Below are 18,723 nucleotides of genomic sequence, written 5' to 3'. Positions count from 1 at the left end.
AGGAGGAAGGTATGAATAAAAAGAAGTTATTGATAGCTTTTCTACTAGCATTTTCAATGACAACAGGAATTAGTTACGCCGAAGAAGAAATTATTTCACCAATAGTTGAAATAAATGACGAACAATTAAATCCCGAAAATAGTTCAAAACAAGAAAATTCTACAGAAAAAGCTAACCAAACAGAAAAAAAGGACGAAGAACAACCAAATGAACAACCAAAAAAAGAACAACACAAGGAAGTTCTTACGGACAAAAATGTAGCTGAAAGAGTGGAAGGACATGACAGGTTTGAATCTGCAAACAAAATCCACGACAAGTTTTTCGAAAAGACAGAAGAAGTTGTACTTACATCCAGCGATGTTTTCGCAGATGCTATAAGCTCTGGCAACATCACTGATGGCAAAATGCCTATTTTGTACACAGAAGGTTCATCTTTAAACGCAAAAACTAAAAAACAACTTCAAGACAGAAAAATCAAAAAAGTTCACATCATTGGTGGCGAAAAGACAATCAGCAAAGATGTTGAAGAATTTTTGAAAAAAATGGGAATCGAAGTTGAAAGAATCGACGGACATGACAGATACGCTGTCAACGCAAAATTAGCAAAGAACAAGAAAAATGCGGACACATTGGTGTTTGCAAGTGGAGAAAATTATGCAGATAGTTTGAGTTCTGTTGGACTTGCAAACAAAACAAAATCTCCAATTCTTCTAGTACAAAAAAATGTACTACCTACATCAATCAAAGAGTATTTATCATCAATCGATAAGACAAAGATTTTAAAAAGTTATATTGTAGGTGGAACTAACAGCATTAGCGATTCTGTAAAAGCAGAAATCGACAGCATTCTTAATTTGAAATCCACAAGAATTGCAGGAGCTGACAGATACAAAACAAGCGTTGAAGTATCCAAAGTAGCTTATCCAAACGCCAAAAAAGCTATATTTACAACGGGAGAAGTGTATGCAGATGCATTAGCAGCAGCTCCTGTTAGCCAAAAAATCGACGCTCCAATTGTTTTAGTTCCAAAAGACAACATTCAATTGGAAAAAGAAGCGAACTCTTCTAACAAAACTCAAACTCACGAAAACTACTTGAAAGGTTTGAATGTAGAAGAAAAATCTTATGTTTTTGGCGGAGAAAACTCTATCTCAGATGATTGCTTCACAAATATTAAGAACGCATTATTAAAGAAAGATTTAATCAAAGTTTATAAAACTGATAGAAATGTATTCAGATTAAAAGATTACGTTGTTAATAACAAAGCTATCACTTTGTTAACTGAAATGAAAGATTCAGCTAAAAAAGTAATCGATGTTGCAGTTAACAAGATTTTGAAGGTTGTTAAGGTCGAAGATAAATGGGTTAATTTGTCATTCAATGGAATTAACGGCTGGATTAGACCGGAAGGATTCAAATATTACAATCCAAAAGATTTCGGAATATCACACATCACAGTTCCAAATATAATGAACCAAATGAATCCAAAATCACAACGTGGCATTAAACAAAAAGCTGCTCCAATTGGTTGTGAACCAACAGCAATGTATCACGCATTACAAGCAAAAGGTTATGCGTTAGGTTACACTTACAACGAATTTTTGAATCAACTTCCTATGAACACTAACAATAATAACACAGGTTTTTCAAGAAATCCTTACGTTTGGGATGCTTATTACCACACAAGAGTTATGGCGACATATATGAATCCAGAACCAATGACTAAGTTTGCGAACAGATTTGCAAATGGAAAAGCAGAAAATATTTCTGGTTCAAATATGAGAGATATAATAGCGGAACTTCAAAATGGTAACACAATCATGTACTACGGAACATTAAGATGGGAAAAACCAAGATGGTCAACTAATGTTTACGGAAAGAGATTTTTCGCAAACAACCACGGAATTTGTATCAACGGCTACAATCCAAAAACAAACAGATTCTACTTGGCAGACCCTTGGTACTCAAACGAAATCACAAAATCATATAGCGAAGTATCGGAAAATTATTTGTCAAGAAGAATGGCAGTAGTAGTAAGATAGATGAATGGTCTCTTTTATAGGGACCATTTTTTTATTGACGATTATAAAAATGAGCAAACTTAATGCACGAATATCTAGACTACTGAAATTGTTGATTTCTAAATCTTAAAATTGGAAAAGTTAAACCCAAAATTGTAATAGTTTGTTATAAAAAAATGTGGACTGTTTTAATAGGAAATAGCGTCAATAAAAAGTTTTAACTTTATTGCTTTTATGATGTATAATATAATTACAAATACAAAAACGGTATCCAAATGAAAGGTGACCTAGTATTAATAATTAGAAGGAGAAAATTTATGAAAAACAAAAAAATTTTAGGCTTAATGTTAGCTGGAATGATGTTAGCTAACATAGTTCCACAAGTGTCATTTGCAGCTAATGGCGTGGATGTTCAAAGAATTAAGGGCAACAACAGATACGATACGTCAATCGAAATTAGTAAACATGCCTTTTCGAAAAGTGACAAGGTTGTAGTGGTTAGTGGAGAAAAATTTGCCGATGCTTTGACTGCTGGAAACTTTGCTGATCAAGCACCAATTTTATTGACTGAAAAAGCAGGAGCATCTTCCGATTTACAAAAAGAAATCGCCAGACTTGGAGCAAAAGAAGTCATCATTATCGGTGGTAAGGGTTCTGTATCTGAAAGTGTAGAAAAAACACTAAAACTTCAAGGTAAAAAAATCACTAGAATTTCTGGAAATGACAGATACGAAACATCAACAAAAGTAGCTGAAGCATTAAATGCTAAGAACAATATCGTATTGGCTAATGGAGAAAAGTTCGCTGATGCTTTGTCTGCAGCTCCTTACGCTATTGCAAAAAACAAAACTCTTGTATTAACTAACGGAAAAACCTTGCCAAAAGGCGTTGAAGCAAAAGACATCAGTACTATAATTGGTGGCAAAAATTCTGTAAGTATTAAAGGATTAGAAAATGTAGCGAGAATTTCCGGCAAGAATAGAAATGATACTTCAATTGAAGTAATGAAACAAATCGGGACAACTGAAAAAGCTGTAATCGCTGATGGAAGAGATTATCCAGACGCTTTATCAGCAGCACCACTTGCAGTTAAAATGAATTCAGGAATTTTATTATCTGACGATTCTGCAATTGACAGCATAAAATCATTTATAGACAAAAATGGAATTAAGCAAGTAACTATAATTGGTGGCGAAAAATCAGTTTCAAAAACTCAATACGAAAAATTAACTGGCGAATATAAACCAGAAAAGAAACCAGAAAAGAAACCAGAAAAGAAACCAGAACAAAAACCAAGTGCTGAAGGTAAAAGAGTAAAAGACACTAATCTTTCTAACTTCAATATCAACACACCTCTTTCATTAAGAGAAGAAGAATTAGCTAAAAGAATCAATGACTATCGTAAATCAAAAGGATTAAAGCCATTAAAAGTTTCTAAGTCATTGACATTTGTTGCAAGAACTCACAACAACGACCAAAACAAATATTACAGCGAAAGTTGGAAGGACAAAAGAGGAATACCAGCAAATCTTCACAGCTGGTCAAATCACGGAAAATGGAAACCGGTAATGTATACGCCAGATCACAAATACCAAGAAGGTATGTGGAATAAACCAAAAGAATTGACAAACTTCAAAGTTGACGGATACGAAATTTCTGCGATGAGTGATTTCACAACAGATGATGCAGCATCAAGAGCACTTAATATTTGGAAGAATTCCCAAGGTCACAACGCAGTTATCGTTGGAGAAGATGACTGGAACACTATTAGTGTGATGGGAGTTTCAATTAACGGTGGTTATGCTGATATTTGGTTTGCAGATGAATCAAATGATCCAGCAGGATTCCATAAATAAAATTTAGGGAGGCTTTGAGCCTCTCTTTTTTTAGGAAAATTTTCCTGATTTTCTTTATCCACTGAATTTGATATGATATAATTGTTAAGGAAAATACTTAGGGGGTTTTTATGGGAGAATATAATATTTTTGATATTTTGGGACCTGTAATGATTGGACCTTCTAGCTCTCACACTGCAGGTGCTTGTAGAATTGCAAAGACTGCTCTTTTGATTGCTGGAAATGAGTTCAAAAAAGTTGAGTTTGATCTTCATGGATCATTTGCGAAAACTTACAAGGGTCACGGTACAGACAGAGCTTTGTTAGCTGGTGTATTGGGAATTGAACCAGACGACATTAGACTTAGAGATTCATTTGCAATAGCTGAACAAAGAGGAATTGACTATGTTTTCAGAGAAGCTGACTTAGGGGATGTGCATCCAAATACTGCGAAGATTACATTTACATACGAAGATGGAACTACTATGTACATCGTTGGCTCATCGATTGGTGGAGGAAATATTGAAATCATAGATATCAACGGAATAGCTGTTCAATTTACAGGAAGCTATCCTACAATTTTATTGAAATACGTGGATGTAAGAGGAATTATTGCGGATATTTCTTCAGAACTTGCCAGAAATGGTTACAACATCGAAGGAATGAAGACGTTGAAACATGACGGAATAGTAACTTTGATTGTTGAATTAGACAAAAATATCGGCGAAGATTTGACAGAAAATTTATTGAAAGACGATAGATTTCTTTTCACAAAATATATTCAACGAAATTAAGGAGAGTTTATGTTTGATACATCATTAGAAATAATCAATACTGTTAAGAGGGAAAACAGACCTTTTTACGAATACGTTATAGAAATAGAAAACGAAAGAACTGGCAAATCTGAAGAATTCATTAGAAGTGAATTGTCACATATGCTAGATGTTATGGAAAAATCTGCGACAGATTTCTTGGAAACACCTTCAGTGACTAATCAAAAAATGATCGACGGATTTGCACATAAAATGCACGTTTATGCAAATGAAAATGAACCAATAGTAGGACAATTTACAGCAGAAGCAATGGCGATGGCTTTTTCTACATTGGAAATCAGTGCAGCAATGGGAAAAATCGTAGCATCACCTACTGCAGGTTCGTCGGGAATTTTGCCAGCAGCTCTTATGAGTTTTAAACAAAGATACAACTGCTCACACGAAGAACTTATCGATGCAATGTTAGTAGCTATCGGTGTTGGACAATTGTTAGGAAAATACGCAACATTTTCTGGCGCTGACGGAGGCTGCCAAGCGGAAACAGGATCGGCAGCAGCAATGGCAGCAGGTGCGTTGATATTTTTAAGAGGTGGATCTATTGAGCAAATATTCCATGGAGCATCATTTGCAATCCTACATGTATTGGGACTTGTATGCGACCCAATCGCAGGACTTGTAGAATATCCTTGCACATTCAGAAATGCAATGGGCGTTACAAACGCAATGATTAGCGCTGATATGGCATTGGCAGGAATCACAAGTATAGTTCCATTCGAAGAAGTGTGCCAAGCAATGAGAAAAGTCGGCAAAACTCTTCCACCATCATTGAGAGAAACAGGAATGGGTGGAGTTGCAGGAACAAAAACTGGTCAAGATATCAGAAGAAGATTTTTGGGATCTTGCAACATCAGTGATGACGTCGAAGATTAAAACAAAAAATTATCCACAAGATTTTCAAAATCTTGTGGATTTTTTAATTGAACTATTTATTTTTGTTTACACTTTTTGCAATCAAAATCGCCAACACGAATGATATCACGATTTCAAAAGGCATATTCGTAGCGACAATTCCTCCAAGAAAATATTGTGCTTTGACATGCATAACGCTTTCGATTTGCTTTGAATGACAAATAAACGCCATTCCCAAAACGCCAACTGTGTTCATAACGCTTCCACAAATTGCTGGAATTCCGTAGCGAATCACATCGTTTTTGTCTCTTAATTTGTTGTAAACTTGATAAGTTACAACAGCTATCAAAACCCTTGGAAGCACAGAAACCAATGGATTGTAGAACATAAATGAAAGAATTGTCGGTGCAATAATATTATTTACCAATGAAAACAAACCGAACAATAATCCCACGAATAAACTAACCCAAGGTCCTGCAACCAAAGCAGCAACAATAGTTGGAATATGTAGTGTAGTCACTCTAACAGGTCCAATCGGAATCATTCCCAAAGGAGTAAGCCCAAGAACGATAGTTAAAGCACCAAATACTCCGATTTTAGTCAAATCTTTTGTAGTTAATTTCATTTTTTCCTCCTTAAATCATTTACATAATTATACCACTAATAGATAAAAACAAGAAGAATAATCTATTTATAGAAAATTTCAATAAGTAATCGCTGGTCAATAGGAATTCTTCAATATATAATAAAACATGTATGAAAAATAGGAGGTTATATGAAGAAATTTTTAGGAGTAATTCTTACTGCTAGTATGGTGATGAGTTCGTTCACACCAGTTCTCGCAGAAGAACAAAACAAAATCAAGGTAGACAGAATTGCAGGGGCTGATCGATACGAAACATCAGCAAAAATCAGTAAAAGAACATTCCCGAATCACATAAAAACCGTTGTACTTGCCAGTGGAGAAAATTTTGCAGATAGTTTGGTTGCAGGAAGCCTAGCTAACAAGGAAAATGCACCAGTATTATTGACACAAAAAGAAAAGCTTCCACGAGCTATCAAAGACGAAGTTGATAGACTTAACCCAGAGCAAATAATAATAGTAGGTGGAGAAAAATCGGTAAATATTAGCGGTCTAAAAAATGTAAAAAGATTAGCAGGAAAAGACAGATATCAAACTTCAGTAGAAGTGTACAAATATTTAAATCCTAATGGAAAAGTTGCGCTCGCAAGTGGATTAACATTTGCCGATGCATTGTGTGCAACACCACTTTCCTCAAAAGAAAACTTACCAATTATTTTGACGGATGGACACAATTTACCGAAAGGAATCACAAAGGACAAGGTCTCCTTAATTTTCGGAGGAGAAAAATCTATTAATATAAAAGGATTAGAAAACACAAGAAGATTAGCAGGAGCTGACCGTTATGAAACAGCTTTGATAATTGCAAAGGAATACGGAAATTTAGAAAAGTTTGTGTTGGCAGACGGAAGAAACTATCCTGATGCATTGTCAGTAGCTCCATTAGCACACAAGAATAATCAACCAATACTACTTACAGATCCTAGCCACACAGAATTTATCAAACAAATAGTTAAAGATAACAAAACAAAAGAAATCACAGTAGTAGGTGGAAAGTTATCAGTATCTTCAAAACAAATTGAAGAAATTGCTAGTGTGAAAATAACTGAAGATAAAAAACCAGATACACCTTCAGTAACACCAACACCAGACAATCCTTCAACGCCAGATAAACCTGATGACAAACCAGGCGAAGACAAGCCAGATGATAGTGCAAAAGAAAAAGCGTTAAAAGAAGCCAAAGAAAAAGCAATTGAAGAATTGAAGGAAAATGGAATAACATCTCCAGTATATATTGACCAAATCAACAAAGCCAAAACAGTAGAAGGTGTTAATGCATTAAAAGAAGAAATCATCAAAGCACACAAGAAGAGTGAAGAAGAAAAACCAGATGAAGAAAAGCCAGATGATAGTGCAAAAGAAAAAGCGTTAAAAGAAGCCAAAGAAAAAGCAATTGAAGAATTAAAGAACAATGGAATAACATCACCAGTGTACATTGACCAAATTAACAAAGCTAAAACAGTAGAAGGCGTCAATGCGCTAAAAGAAGAAATCATCAAATCACACAAGAAGAGTGAAGAAGAAAAACCGGAAGAAAAGCCAGAAGACAAAGTTGTAGAATTTGGAGATGCAAAATTAAAAGAAAAACTTCTAAATTTCTTCAAGAACTACGATGGAAAAGATGTAGTTGAAGAAGATATAAATGAATATAACTTTAAATTGCTTGACAAAAACTACAGAATCGACCCAAATGCAACAGATTTGACAGTAAAAGATATGGAACAACTTCAATCTTTTGGTCATAGATCATTTGATGAAAATTTTGATGTATTAGAGTTTAACAGCATCAAAGGCTTGGAAGCTGCGAAAAACTTGGAAACACTTACTATTAGTGGAAATCCAGATGATTCTTCTAAGTCGTTTGATGATTTAACACCATTGAAAGATTTGAAGAAGCTAAAATTATTGAGATTATCTCACAATGCAATCAAAGATTTAACGCCATTAAAAGATTTAACTGCACTTGAAAAACTATACATTTCTCACAATCAAATTGAAGATGTATCCATTCTTAATAATTTGAAAAATCTTAAAAGTTTAGATATTTCAGTAAACAAAGTTAACAACATATCAGTATTAAAAGATTTAACAAATGTTGAAAATCTTGATATTAGAAATAATGAAATTTCCGATATTTCCGTTACTAAAAATTACAAGAACTTGAATTGGTTAATGGCCAATAATAACAAAGTAAAAGATATATCTTCATTACAAAACAATACAAAATTGAATTACTTGAACTTAGAAAATAACCAAATAGAAGATGTGTCACCAATTGCAGATTTATCAAAACTACAAACGTTGAATCTAAATAATAATAAAATTACAAAAATAGACGCATCTAAGCTTACTGATTTAACAGAATTATACGTTGCTCAAAACGGATTAGAATCTATAGATTCTATTTCGAAATTAATGAAATTAAATGATGTAAACTTGTCTGGTAATAAACTTACATCAGTAGAAGCGTTGAAAGATTTAACGGAATTGGGAATGTTAGATTTATCCAAAAATCAAATAAAAGATATAGCACCGCTTAAAAATTTAGCAAAATTGTATAATTTAGATGTACATTCCAATCCTATTAAAGACATTTCAGTAGCAAAAGATTTGAAGCAATTGGGAGATATCAATGTAAGCGAAACACAAATTACTGACTTGACACCACTTAAAGCAGAAAGTATTTACTCATTAGAAGCTGACAAATTATCTACAACAGTATCGGACGTTAAATTAAAGGGAAATATTGTAGAATTCGATAATCCATTTAAGTTAATAGACAAAGTATTTACGAAATTCAAAGAAATCAAATCAGATAATCCTAAAGTAAAAGCAGAAGTAACTGAAGATAATAAAATCAAGCTTACATTGGAAGATGGTATGAAATTAAAAGATATCGAAGGATTGAAATTGGAATATTCATTCGATAGTAAATCATACTCCGATCCAGTGTACAGTTATAGTATTGAACTTGTAAACTTGAAAGACTCAGAAGCAGAAAAGCCTGAATATGTAGACATTGAAGATGCGAAGTTATTAAAGGTTTTGAACAAAAACTTGGATGTAAATAGAAAAGATGATCAACGCATTACAAAACAAGAAATGGAATCTTTGAAGGAAGTATCCATATTCTTAGATAAGAAGACTAATAAGCCAATATTTACAGAAGAATCCAAAGACACATTTTCAATCCTAGGAAAAGCCCAAGATTTATCCAATACAAAAGATTTCAAATTCATGGTAACAAGAGGAATGAAGAGCTTAAAAGGAATTGAATACGCCACTAATTTGGAAAAATTAAAAGTAAATGAAAATGAGATTTCAGATCTTACTCCATTAAAAGACTTGAAAAACTTGAAATATTTGGAACTTCAAAGAAACAGAATTGTAGATGTATCACCTTTAGCGAACCTTAAAAATTTAGAGTTCTTAAAATTATACAACAATATAATTGAAAATGTTGAACCACTTAAAGATTTGACTAACTTAACGGGATTGGATCTTCACAATAACGTAAAGGTTCGTAAAGAAAATGGAAAGAGGATAAACTACGATGGAATTACGGATATTTCTTCTCTAAAAAACTTGACTAAATTGACATTTTTTGACGTGTCTGCAAACAGAATCGAAAATGTAGATATAATTCTTGGAATGGAAAAAATAAATCATCTAGATTTTTCGGATAATAAAATCAGCGATTATTCGAAATTAGCTGATTATATTTTACCAAGATATATGGAACAAGAAGAAGGAGCAGGAAGCATTGGATTCCATGGTCAAAATGTAACTCAAACTCAATCAGTTACAGTTGATAACAACGAAGTTTCATTTGTACCAGAATATAAGGGATTAGGAAATTTATTTAATGAATTTGCCAAAGCTTTTGAAATGGAAGATGCATCTGCACTTGTAAATGTAACAACTAATGTAGAAGGAGTAAAAGCTACTTTTGATGTAAAAAATGACAAAATAAATCTAGAAGTTACAGATGAATTCTTAAAATCAAATGACGGAAAAACAGTAAGCACTAATTTACAAGTTGTATTTGCAGAAGCTTACGGATGGAACTTGAATGACGTAAAATTACAAGTGAAAAGTAAATAATATAAGCCAACAGATTTAATTACTGCAAAAAATAAGTATAATTCAACTGTTATTAGGCGTAAATAAAATTGGTGAAAATCCAGAGCATACTATAGTTTATGAAAAAACTAAATAAAATTTTACAAAAGCTTCCTTATAAAAAGGAGGCTTTTGCTTTTTTAAAAGATTTGTAAAACCCTTAAAAATTAGTCAACGATAAATGAATATGATATAATATTTTATATATAAATAAGAAAAACGAATGACTGATGGAGGTTATTTTGGAAGTTATACAAGTAAAAAAAAGTTTAAATTTGAAGGGCGAGGTCAAGATTGACGGAGCCAAAAACTCAGCACTTCCTATTATAGCAGCATCTCTTTTAGGAACTGAACCGATAATTTTAGAAGATGTTCCAAAGTTAAAGGATGTTTCAATTATATTAAAAGTTTTAGAAGAATTGGGATCAAAAGTAACTTATTTGGACAAGAATAAGGTTGAGATAGATAGTAGCAATGTCAATAATTCTGTGACTCCACATGAATTGATGAACAAGATGAGGGCTTCATTTTTGGTAATGGGACCTTTGTTGACAAGACTTGGTGAAACTAAGACGTATTTGCCAGGTGGATGTGCGATCGGTTCGAGACCTGTGGATTTGCATTTAAAAGGATTTAAGGCATTGGGTGCTGAGATTGAATCGACTGACGAAAAGATAGAAGCTATCGCAAAGGATGGTTTGATTGGTGGGGAAATTTATTTGGATTTTCCTAGTGTTGGTGCGACTCAAAATATTATGATGGCAGCGACGATGGCAAAGGGAGAAACTGTTATCGAAAATGCTGCGAAGGAACCGGAAATCGTAGATTTGGCAAGTTTCTTGAACAAATTGGGAGCGAAGGTTCGTGGCGCTGGTACTTCTACAATTAGAATTGTCGGCGTTGACAAATTACACGGTGCAAGACACACGATTATTCCAGATAGAATCGAGGCTGCAACTTTTATGGTGGCAAGTGCGATTACTCGTGGAGATGTTACTGTTAAAAATTGTATTTCGTCTCATATTATGCCAATTATCGCAAAGCTTCGCGAAGTTGGTTGCGAGGTTATTGAAAACGAGGACGAAGATTCTATCAGAGTTATTTCCACTGGCAGATTAAAAGGAACTAAGATTAAAACTTTGCCATATCCTGGTTTTCCTACAGATGTGCAAGCGCAATTTATGGCGTTGATGACTGTATGCAAGGGCCAAAGTAGTGTAGAAGAAACTGTTTTTGAAAATAGATTTATGCATGTGGAACAACTTCAAAAAATGGGCGCTGCTATTGCAACTGAAGGAAATGAAGCGAGCATTGCTGGAGTCGATTCTCTTCAAGGTGCTACTGTGAAATCCACTGATTTAAGAGCTGGAGCGGCTTTGATTTTGGCTGGACTTGTGGCAGATGGCACTACAAATGTAACAGACATTTATCATATTGACAGAGGATATGACGATATTGTTTCGAAATTCAAGAAATTAGGCGCAAATATCGAAAGAATTGAAATCAAAGATTAATAAATTATATAAACAGAGGGATTGTTATTTGAATGAACAACCCTCTTTTTTGTAGGTGAGTGTATGAAATTTTCAGCAACTGTCAAAAATATAATATTTGAAAACGAGTCCAATGGTTTCAGGATTTTTTCTGTAGACAAAGACGGTGAAGAGAGAATTATCAAGGGCAATAGTTTCAAGGTTATGCCTGGAGATTTCTTGGATATTGAGGCAAATAAAGTTCAAGATCCGAAATATGGCGAACAATACAACATAATTTTCGTTGAAAGATCCAGTAAGCCTAGCATGTACAATATTATCAATTATCTTCAAAGTGGTTTGATTAAAGGGATTGGTGAGACAACTGCAAGAAGAATCGTCGAAGAATTTGGCGAAGATACGATGGAAATTTTGAAAAATTCTCCATCCAAATTATTGCAGGTCAAAGGAATTGGTAAGAAAAACTACAAAAAAATTAAAGAATCGCTAGACGAGAAAAAAGAATACGCAGAGATTTTCTTGTATTTGCAATCATTGGGACTAAGTCTTCATCAAGCAAATATTATTTCTGATTTTTACAAGGAAGATACTAAAAAGATTATCATGCAAAATCCATACACTTTGATTGATGATATTAGGGGAATTGGGTTTAGAACGGCGGATATTATTGCGCAGAGGATTGACATTGAACCGGATTCTCCATTTAGGATTAAAGCTGCGTTCAAATATTTTATGGAGAAGGAAGCAAATTCTAATGGGAATTGCTACGTAGTCGAAGAAGATTTGATAGATGGAGTCGAAAAACTTCTAGATATTGAAATCAAAGACAGACAAGAAACGTTGGAATCTTTGATCGTAAATGGAATTATTGCAATCGATGATACTGGTGATGAGAACAGAGTCTACCTTCCACAAATCGAAAAATCAGAGATGAGATGTGCGAGGAATATTGCGAATATTTTGCAAAGCGAAATAGAAGACGAGTTCGATGTGGAATACGAGCTTTCAAAACTAGAAAAAGAACACTTGGATGAATTGCAAATCGAAGCCATCAAGAAATCTATGACCGAAAAAATGCTGATAATTACGGGTGGACCTGGTACAGGAAAAACAACGATTATCAACAATATTACGAAAATTTTCAAGAATAATGACAAGGATATAATTCTTGCAGCGCCTACTGGTCGTGCAGCTAAGAGGCTTTCTGAAAGCTGCAACGAAGAAGCGAAGACTATTCACAGAATTTTGGGATACATTCCAGTTGAAAACGGAACGATTTTTGACCACGACGAAGATAATCCTATAGATTGTGATTTGATAATCATAGATGAAGCTAGTATGATGGATATTTTCATAGCGGATAGTTTGCTGAGAGCGTTGGATTCTAATACGAGAGTAGTTTTTGTTGGAGACTGTGACCAGCTTCCAAGTGTACAAGCTGGAAATGTGCTTAACGATTTGATAGAATGTGGAGAAATCACTACGATAAAATTGACGAAAATTTTCCGTCAAGCACAAAACTCCAATATAATTGTGAATGCGCACAGGATTAACAACGGAGAGTTTCCTATTTTGAATGAAAAGGGTAAGGATTTTTTCTTTATAGAAGAAAATGATCCAGAACGTGCCAAACAGACAATTCTTGATTTGTGTGCACAGAGACTACCAAATTTTTACAAAAAAGATGAGTTTGACGATATAATTGTTCTAACTCCGATGAAAAAATCTAGCTGTGGAACGAAGGAATTAAATGCTTCTTTGCAAGAAGTTTTGAATCCCAAAACTCCGATGACAGAAGAAATCGAACAAAGAGACAGGATTTTCAGGCTCAACGACAAAGTTATGCAAATAAAGAATGAGTACACGAAGGAATTTATTGACGATGATTCTATGGGCGTTTTCAATGGAGATATCGGAAGAGTTACATACGTTGATCCGATTGATGAGACGATTGATGTGTTGTTTGACGATAAAACTGCAAGTTTCACGAAAAAAGAATGCGATGGTTTGACGTTATCTTATGCGATTACTATTCACAAATCACAAGGAAGTGAGTTTCCAATTGTGGTAATTCCAGTCACACAAGCTCCTTTTATGTTGTTGACGAGAAATTTGCTCTACACCGCAATCACAAGAGCAAGGGAAATAGTCGTTTTGGTTGGTAGCTTGAAGATTTTACGCCAAATGATATCTAACAATAAAATAATGAAGAGAAATTCTGGATTGGACAGGAGAATCAAACAATACATGGACTTTGACATAGATGATGACGAACAAGAAATGATGAGAGAGATGTTCGAAGATGAGGGATTTTAGTTTTTTATTTCAAAAGCGTTGTATAATTTGTCACGAGAAAAAACAGTACAAATATTTGTTGTGCGAAGATTGCTTTGACAAATTGGTTTTTGTGGACGGCTACAGGGATATCGACGGGACGGATTGCTATTTTCCATTACTTCATCAGGGCTTGACGAAGAAACTCATATACGACTACAAGCTAAGCCGCAAACAAGTTGTGAAATATTTCTTGTCAGATGCAGTGGCTGATAAAATAAAGCAAAAAAATTTACAAGACTACACGCTGCTCATAGTTCCTTCGACAAAATCTACGATAAATAAACGTGGATTTGATCACATTCACGAGATTGCAAAGGAAGTGGCAAAGATTCTGGACATGGAGTATTTGCCAGATGCGATTGTAAAAGTGAAGGAAACCAAAATTCAGCATAATTTATCGCAGCTTCAGAGGATTGAAAATTTACGAGGAGCTTTTGAAATGAACTCTGATTTGTCAAATAAGAAAATTCTGGTTTTGGATGATATTGTGACTACGAAGAACACTTTAAGAGAAATCAAGAAAACTTTGAATGAGAAGTATGTGGATTTAAAATTTGTCGCAGTGTCTAGCAGGTCTAATGAAAAATATTAAAATTGGGTATAAATAAATTAACGAAAAATTAATATATTGGGGGCAAAATATGAAATGGCAAGGTAGAGAAGGAAGTTCAAATGTAGGCAGAGGTTCATCCGGTGGAGGACCGGTTAAGATCGGTGGCGTCGGACTGCTTTTGCTTGTGATTGTATATTCTTTGTTTGGAGGAAATCCACGAGATATTATCAATGAACAAAACAGAACACAGCAGGAACAACAAGTTAACAATTCTGAAAAAGCTAGCAGCAAGGAAGTTGAAGAAGTTGAAAAGATGCTAAGCGTTGTGTTGAAGGACACAGAAGATGTGTGGCACGAAAAATTTTCTGAAATAAATAAAACTTACGAGGAACCAAAGCTTCATTTCTTTGAAGGAGCAGTGTCTACAGGTTGCGGAAATGCGGACAAAAACGTAGGGCCGTTTTATTGTTCGCTGGATCAAACAATCTACATGGATGTAACTTTTTATAATATGTTGACTCAAAAGCTTGGAGCTGACGGTGGAGATTATGCGATGGCTTATGTACTGGCGCATGAAGTTGGCCACCACGTCCAAAAAGAACTAGGAATTTTGGATAGAGTTCACAATATTCAACGTAGACTGAACGAAAAAGATGCCAATAAATACTCCGTAGCTTTGGAAACACAAGCAGATTATTTTGCAGGAGTGTTCAGTTATTATATTAAAGAGAAAGGCTACTTGGAAGAAGGAGATATTGAAGAAGCGATAAGTGCAGTCCAAAGTGTCGGAGACGATCACATTCAAAAAATGGGACAAGGATACGTACAACCGGAAAAATTCACTCACGGTTCATCCGAACTTAGAAACGAATGGTTTCAACGAGGATTTAAATACCACGATTTTGAACATGCAGATTCATTCGGTGAAATGGGACTTAGAATACAATAAAATAAGACGCCAGAATTAATTTTCTGGCGTTTTTTTGGTTTCGTTGTATTCTTTTTCGTGTTTGTCGATATCATTTAAAAGCATTTTGAAAATCTGATTAAATGATTGGTTGTATTTTTGAAATGTGGATTTTTGTAATACTTCTCGTGCTTTTTGGAATTGGTGATCTTCCACATAAGCAATCGCCAAGTTAAAATAATACAAGCTTTTTGCGTAATCTGTTTTTGGTTTGTCTTTTATTTTTTTGAAATTTTGAAATAATTTGTCCAAATTTCCACTTTGTTCATAATCCAGCATGTATTTTCTGATTTCGCCGGCGATTTTTCTATCCATTATCATATTGTAAAGCACTTGAATCAATATGAAACTTAGAAGAAGTGCTAACGTTGTGATTAATGTAAATGAAATTATAATGAAAATTCTATTGATTCCTGTGAGATTTTGAGTCGCAACAATAGCGATGGTTTCTATCATAAAAGTTAGAATTGCAAGAATTATTAGTTTACTGTTAGATATTTTTATTCTCATAAAACCCTCCGTAATTAAAATATATCCTATTTTTTACTTATTTACAAGCAATATTGAAAGATTGTAAGAATTCTATGATAAAAATTATCACAGAGTGATTATAATCACAGTATTTAAAACTTATTTAACATATACTTAATATAACGTTATGAATAAGAAAAGGGGATATGTATGAGCAATTTATTCGATAATGAACAATTCAAAAAAGCTTGGGAAGGTTTCAACGATGGAGACTGGGCAGATGAAATCAATGTCAGAGATTTTATTCAACAAAACTACACTCCATACGAAGGGGATGATTCTTTCCTAGTAGGACCAACACAAAAAACTAAAACTTTATGGAACGAAGTAAACGATATGATCGTCGAAGAAGTAAAATCTAAGAAAATTAAGGTTGACCTTGAAAGATTCAGTGGAATTAATAATTTCGATGCAGGATATATCGACAAGGACAACGAAGTTATTTTTGGATTACAAACAGACGAACCTATGAAAAGGATTATGAATCCATATGGTGGTTTCAGAATGGTTGAAAATTCTTTGAAAGCTTATGATTTGGAAATGGATCCAGTTATAAAAGAAAAATTCAATGAATACAGAAAAACACACAACCAAGGAACATTTGACGCTTACACAAAAGAAATGAGAACTTTCAGATCAGCTGGTTTGTTGACAGGACTTCCTGATGCTTACGGAAGAGGAAGAATTATCGGCGATTACAGAAGAATCGCTTTGTATGGTATAGATTATTTGAAAGCTATGAGAATTAGAGACAAGGAAAATTTGACGGGCGATGCTACTGAAGAAATCATTCGTAGACGTGAAGAATTTTCTGAACAAATCAGAGCTTTCGATGAAATAAAAGACATGGCGATGAGTTATGGATTTGATATATCAAGACCAGCAATGAATGCGACTGAAGCTGTCCAATGGTTGTATTTTGGATATTTGGCAGCTGTAAAAGAAAACAACGGAGCTGCGATGTCAATCGGAAGAAACACAGCGTTCTTGGATATTTATATCAAAAGAGATATGGACAAAGGGATTTTGGATGAAGACCACGCACAAGAATTGGTAGATCAATTAGTTATCAAACTTAGAATGGTTAGACATTTACGTACTCCTGAATACGATGAATTATTCGCTGGAGATCCTACTTGGGTTACAGAATCAATCGGTGGAATGGGCGTTGATGGAAGAACTTTGGTTACGAAAACTTCATTCAGATTTTTGCACACTTTAATCAACATCGACACATCACCAGAACCAAACATGACAGTTTTGTGGTCAGATAATTTGCCACGCGCTTTCAAGGATTTCTGTTCAATGATGAGTATCAAAACAGCTTCCATTCAATACGAAAACGACGATGTAATGCGTGATGTTTACGGCGACGACTACGCAATAGCATGTTGTGTATCTGCAATGCAAGTTGGAAAACAAATGCAATATTTCGGAGCTAGAGCAAACCTTGCAAAAGCACTTTTGTATTCAATCAACGGTGGTGTAGACGAAGTTTACAGAGACAAGAAAACAGGCGATATCGTAACTGTTATCGATGGAATTGAAAAAGACGATTCAGAAATTTTGGATTACGATAAAGTTCTTGAAAATTACAAAAAAGTAATCGATAAACTTGCGAAAGTTTATGTGAATACAATGAACACAATTCACTTCATGCACGATAAATACGCTTATGAAAAAGGACAAATGGCTCTTCACGATCCAGAAGTTCACAGATTCATAGCATTTGGTATCGCAGGAATTGCCATTGCAGCAGATTCATTGTCAGCGATAAAATACGCGAAAGTAAAACCAATCAGAGATGAAAACGGATTGGCTGTTGATTTTGAAGTTGAAGGAGATTTCCCAAGATACGGAAATGATGATGACAGAGCAGATGATTTGGCAATAGCTATAAGCAAATATTTCATAGAATCTTTGAGAAAAACAAAAGCTTACAGAAATGCAGAACATACTTTGAGTTTGTTGACAATCACATCAAATGTAACTTACGGTAAGAAAACTGGAAGCACACCAGACGGACGTAAAAAAGGCGAACCATTTGCACCAGGAGCAAACCCAATGAATGGCGCAGACAAATCAGGAGCACTTGCTTCATTGAACTCTGTAGCAAAAATGCCTTACAAGAACGTAAATCAAGACGGTATTTCAAATACTTTCTCAATCATTCCAAATGCACTTGGCAAAAACGAAGAAGAAAGAATTACAAACTTGACAAACATCATGAATGGATATTTCAACCAAGACGCTTTCCATTTGAACGTTAACGTAATGGATCGTGAATTGTTGGAAGACGCGATGGAAAATCCAGAAAAATATCCTAACCTAACTATAAGAGTTTCGGGATACGCTGTAAGATTTAACCAATTGGACCGCGAACATCAACTAGATGTAATCAACAGAACATTCCATGAGTTTGTATAAATAAATTTTATTAAGGGCATATTCGTATGCCCTTTTTGTAAGAAGAAAACCCCCAGTTAGACTGGGGGTTCAGTATAGCTTTAGCGATGAAAAACCAACAAAAAACCTCCTA

At 34.4% G+C, this 18,723-nt stretch carries 12 protein-coding genes; 10 read left to right on the top strand and 2 right to left on the bottom strand.

Features of this window, described 5'->3' with window-relative positions:
- The first annotated feature begins 11 nt into the window (after nt 1-11).
- From GKG00_RS08525 to sdaAA, 4 genes are all read left to right on the top strand, one after another.
- Entirely contained in the window at nt 12-2,042 is a 2,031-nt protein-coding gene (locus GKG00_RS08525) for a cell wall-binding repeat-containing protein (RefSeq protein WP_154255050.1), read from the top strand.
- A 296-nt stretch (nt 2,043-2,338) separates the two neighbouring features.
- On the top strand, nt 2,339-3,877 hold the full coding sequence (locus GKG00_RS08520; RefSeq protein WP_154255049.1) for a cell wall-binding repeat-containing protein: 1,539 nt from the start codon (nt 2,339-2,341) through the stop codon (nt 3,875-3,877).
- Between the two features lie 110 nt (nt 3,878-3,987).
- Nucleotides 3,988-4,650 carry an L-serine ammonia-lyase, iron-sulfur-dependent subunit beta gene (sdaAB, locus tag GKG00_RS08515; protein WP_094206362.1) on the top strand — a complete coding sequence of 221 codons (663 nt, stop codon included), beginning with the start codon at nt 3,988-3,990 and terminating at the stop codon, nt 4,648-4,650.
- 9 nt (nt 4,651-4,659) lie between these two features.
- Entirely contained in the window at nt 4,660-5,559 is a 900-nt protein-coding gene (gene sdaAA / locus GKG00_RS08510) for an L-serine ammonia-lyase, iron-sulfur-dependent, subunit alpha (protein WP_094225170.1), read from the top strand.
- A 52-nt stretch (nt 5,560-5,611) separates the two neighbouring features.
- Here sdaAA and GKG00_RS08505 read toward each other — a convergent pair whose 3' ends face one another.
- Entirely contained in the window at nt 5,612-6,163 is a 552-nt protein-coding gene (locus GKG00_RS08505; protein WP_002835767.1) for an ECF transporter S component, read from the bottom strand.
- Between the two features lie 150 nt (nt 6,164-6,313).
- Here GKG00_RS08505 and GKG00_RS08500 point away from each other — a divergent pair, with 150 nt between their 5' ends.
- The 5 genes from GKG00_RS08500 (at nt 6,314) to GKG00_RS08480 (ending at nt 15,635) form a co-directional block, all read left to right on the top strand.
- Complete coding sequence (locus GKG00_RS08500; protein WP_241673676.1) at nt 6,314-10,285, top strand: cell wall-binding repeat-containing protein; 3,972 nt, start codon at nt 6,314-6,316, stop codon at nt 10,283-10,285.
- 260 nt (nt 10,286-10,545) lie between these two features.
- Nucleotides 10,546-11,817 carry a UDP-N-acetylglucosamine 1-carboxyvinyltransferase gene (gene murA, locus GKG00_RS08495; protein ID WP_154255048.1) on the top strand — a complete coding sequence of 424 codons (1,272 nt, stop codon included), beginning with the start codon at nt 10,546-10,548 and terminating at the stop codon, nt 11,815-11,817.
- A gap of 63 nt (nt 11,818-11,880) precedes the next feature.
- The gene (locus GKG00_RS08490; protein WP_154255047.1) at nt 11,881-14,112 is read left to right on the top strand and encodes an ATP-dependent RecD-like DNA helicase; all 2,232 of its coding nucleotides are present in this window, start codon (nt 11,881-11,883) and stop codon (nt 14,110-14,112) included.
- The gene (locus GKG00_RS08485; protein ID WP_154255046.1) at nt 14,099-14,725 is read left to right on the top strand and encodes a ComF family protein; all 627 of its coding nucleotides are present in this window, start codon (nt 14,099-14,101) and stop codon (nt 14,723-14,725) included. Before GKG00_RS08490 ends, GKG00_RS08485 begins: the two co-directional genes overlap by 14 nt.
- 49 nt (nt 14,726-14,774) lie before the next feature.
- Nucleotides 14,775-15,635: a neutral zinc metallopeptidase gene (locus GKG00_RS08480; RefSeq protein WP_154255045.1), complete on the top strand. Its 861-nt coding sequence runs from the start codon at nt 14,775-14,777 to the stop codon at nt 15,633-15,635.
- 15 nt (nt 15,636-15,650) lie between these two features.
- On the opposite strand, the gene GKG00_RS08475 is transcribed toward GKG00_RS08480, so the two are convergent.
- Nucleotides 15,651-16,163, bottom strand: a complete 513-nt coding sequence (locus tag GKG00_RS08475; RefSeq protein WP_154255044.1) for a hypothetical protein — start codon at nt 16,161-16,163, stop codon at nt 15,651-15,653.
- 171 nt (nt 16,164-16,334) lie between these two features.
- Here GKG00_RS08475 and pflB point away from each other — a divergent pair, with 171 nt between their 5' ends.
- Entirely contained in the window at nt 16,335-18,611 is a 2,277-nt protein-coding gene (pflB, locus tag GKG00_RS08470) for a formate C-acetyltransferase (protein ID WP_154255043.1), read from the top strand.
- The last annotated feature ends 112 nt before the right edge of the window (nt 18,612-18,723 follow it).

This window comes from Finegoldia sp. BIOML-A1, assembly GCF_009678325.1.
Taxonomy (GTDB): Bacteria; Bacillota; Clostridia; order Tissierellales; family Peptoniphilaceae; genus Finegoldia; species Finegoldia magna.
This window is presented reverse-complemented; position numbering and strand designations above follow the sequence as displayed.